This is a genomic window from Streptococcus sp. DD11, assembly GCF_001578865.1.
Taxonomy (GTDB): Bacteria; Bacillota; Bacilli; order Lactobacillales; family Streptococcaceae; genus Streptococcus; species Streptococcus panodentis.
The window spans coordinates 445,214-447,694 of the sequence record NZ_KQ969392.1; the positions used below are offsets into that span (position 1 = coordinate 445,214).

The window sequence follows — 2,481 nt, forward strand, 5'->3', positions numbered from 1 at the left end:
GAAAGTCCCATGGAATTTCCCCTAAGCTGATAAGCAGGATTGCCACCAGGTCTGCTCTTTCCTGATTTGCCTATGGTTTTCTTTGAGGGCCGGCCCGTCTCTATGCTTGTCAGTTTCGGAATTCCGAAACAGTCTGCTTTAAATCTTAGTCTCTTTACTTTAACATAAATAAGAACAAAGTCAAGCTGACGATACAGAACAGACCACCCCTTAGATAAAGGTGCAAGAAATTTCTGCTATTTGACTCTTGAAAACGATTTTTCTTACTTTATATGTTAAAATAGAAGTAATGATTCTAGTTAGAAATGGAAAGTAGCAATATGGATAAACAACGAGTTGCTGTTATCGGGCCCGGCTCCTGGGGAACGGCTCTGTCACAGGTACTGAATGACAATGGCCATGAAGTCCGCATCTGGGGAAATATTGCTGATCAGATTGATGAAATCAACGACCGGCATACCAATCAGCGCTATTTCAAAGAAGCTGTACTGGATGAGAATATCAAGGCCTACCATGATTTGGCAGAAGCTCTTGACGGTGCAGACGCCGTGCTCTTTGTCGTGCCGACCAAGGTGACCCGGCTGGTGGCCCAGCAGGTCGCTCAGACTCTGGACCACAAGGTCAGGGTTATGCACGCTTCAAAAGGCTTGGAGCCCAATACACATGAACGGATTTCCACTATTCTGGAGGAGGAAATTCCGGCTGAGCTGCGCAGCGAAATCGTCGTGGTGTCCGGCCCCAGCCATGCTGAGGAGACCATCGTCCGTGACATCACCCTGATTACAGCAGCTTCAAAGGATTTAGAAACCGCTAAGTATGTACAGGAGCTCTTCAGCAATCACTATTTCCGGCTCTATACCAATACCGATGTCATCGGGGTCGAGACAGCCGGGGCTCTGAAAAACATCATTGCCGTCGGGGCCGGTGCCCTGCACGGTCTGGGCTACGGCGACAACGCTAAAGCTGCCATCATCACTCGCGGTCTGGCTGAAATCACCCGGCTCGGTGTCAAGCTGGGTGCCAGCCCCCTGACTTACAGCGGACTGTCCGGTGTCGGCGATTTGATTGTCACCGGGACTTCTGTCCATTCCCGCAACTGGCGGGCCGGCGATGCTCTGGGACGCGGCGAAAAGCTGGCTGACATCGAAGCCAACATGGGCATGGTTATTGAAGGGATTTCCACCACCAAGGCGGCCTATGAGCTGGCTCAGGAGCTGGATGTCTATATGCCCATCACCCAAGCTATCTACAAGGTAATTTACCAAAACTATGATACAAAAGAAGCCATTTACGAAATCATGAACAATGAATTTAAGGCTGAAAATGAATGGACTTGAGTCCAAAGAAAGGAATGACTTATGTCAAAAGTTAAAAAAGCCGTTATTCCGGCTGCCGGCCTCGGCACCCGCTTCCTGCCTGCTACCAAGGCTCTTGCTAAGGAGATGCTGCCTATCGTGGATAAACCGACGATTCAGTTCATCGTTGAAGAAGCCCTCAAAGCCGGCATTGACGACATCTTGGTCGTTACTGGTAAGTCCAAACGTTCCATCGAGGATCACTTTGATTCAAACTTTGAGCTGGAGTACAACCTCAAGGAAAAAGGCAAGAATGACTTGCTCAAGCTGGTAGACGAGACGACTGGTATCGGCCTGCATTTCATCCGCCAGAGCCATCCGCGCGGTCTGGGCGATGCTGTGCTTCAGGCCAAGGCCTTTGTCGGCAATGAGCCTTTTATCGTCATGCTGGGCGATGATCTCATGGATATCACCAATGACAAGGCTGTCCCGCTGACCAAGCAGCTCATGAATGACTACGATGCAACCCATGCTTCTACCATCGCGGTGATGAAGGTGCCCCACGATGAAGTATCAGCCTACGGGGTGATTGCACCTCAGGGCGAAGGAGTTAACGGCCTTTACAGCGTTGAGAAGTTTGTGGAAAAACCAAACCCTGAAGACGCACCGAGCGATTTGGCCATTATCGGCCGCTACCTGCTGACACCGGAAATTTTTGAAATTCTGGAAAATCAAAAACCCGGTGCCGGCAACGAAATTCAGCTGACCGATGCCATTGATACTCTTAACAAAACCCAGCGAGTTTTCGCGCGTGAGTTCAAAGGCGACCGCTATGATGTCGGGGATAAATTCGGCTTCATGAAGACCTCTATCGACTACGCCCTCAAGCACCCGCAGGTCAAAGACGATCTTAAGCAATACATTATTGACTTAGGCAAAAAATTAGAAAATAAAAAAACAAAAGAAATATAATCCTGCAATAGAAAAGAGCTGAAACACCTCAGCTCTTTTCTATTGGCAACGACATGGAGACGGCTTAGCAAAAATCCATACTCATCCTCTTCAAACCACGTCAGCCCCAGGAATCTGAGGGAGTAAAAAGGTCCGGGGGACCTTTTTAGCCCCTGCCCGGAATTTGAAAAGCAGGGAAGGTCCGGGAGACCTTTTTAGCCCCTGCCCAGAATTT

Annotated in this window: 2 protein-coding genes; both read left to right on the forward strand. The window is 49.2% G+C overall.

Translation table 11 applies throughout. The annotated features are described in order from the left end of the window. Positions 1–320 precede the first annotated feature (320 nt). Positions 321–1,337 (forward strand): NAD(P)H-dependent glycerol-3-phosphate dehydrogenase, encoded by a 1,017-nt coding sequence (locus tag STRDD11_RS02090; protein WP_128834881.1) that lies wholly within the window; start codon positions 321–323, stop codon positions 1,335–1,337. A gap of 21 nt (positions 1,338–1,358) precedes the next feature. Then, positions 1,359–2,267: a UTP--glucose-1-phosphate uridylyltransferase GalU gene (gene galU / locus STRDD11_RS02095; protein ID WP_128834883.1), complete on the forward strand. Its 909-nt coding sequence runs from the start codon at positions 1,359–1,361 to the stop codon at positions 2,265–2,267. Positions 2,268–2,481 lie beyond the last annotated feature (214 nt).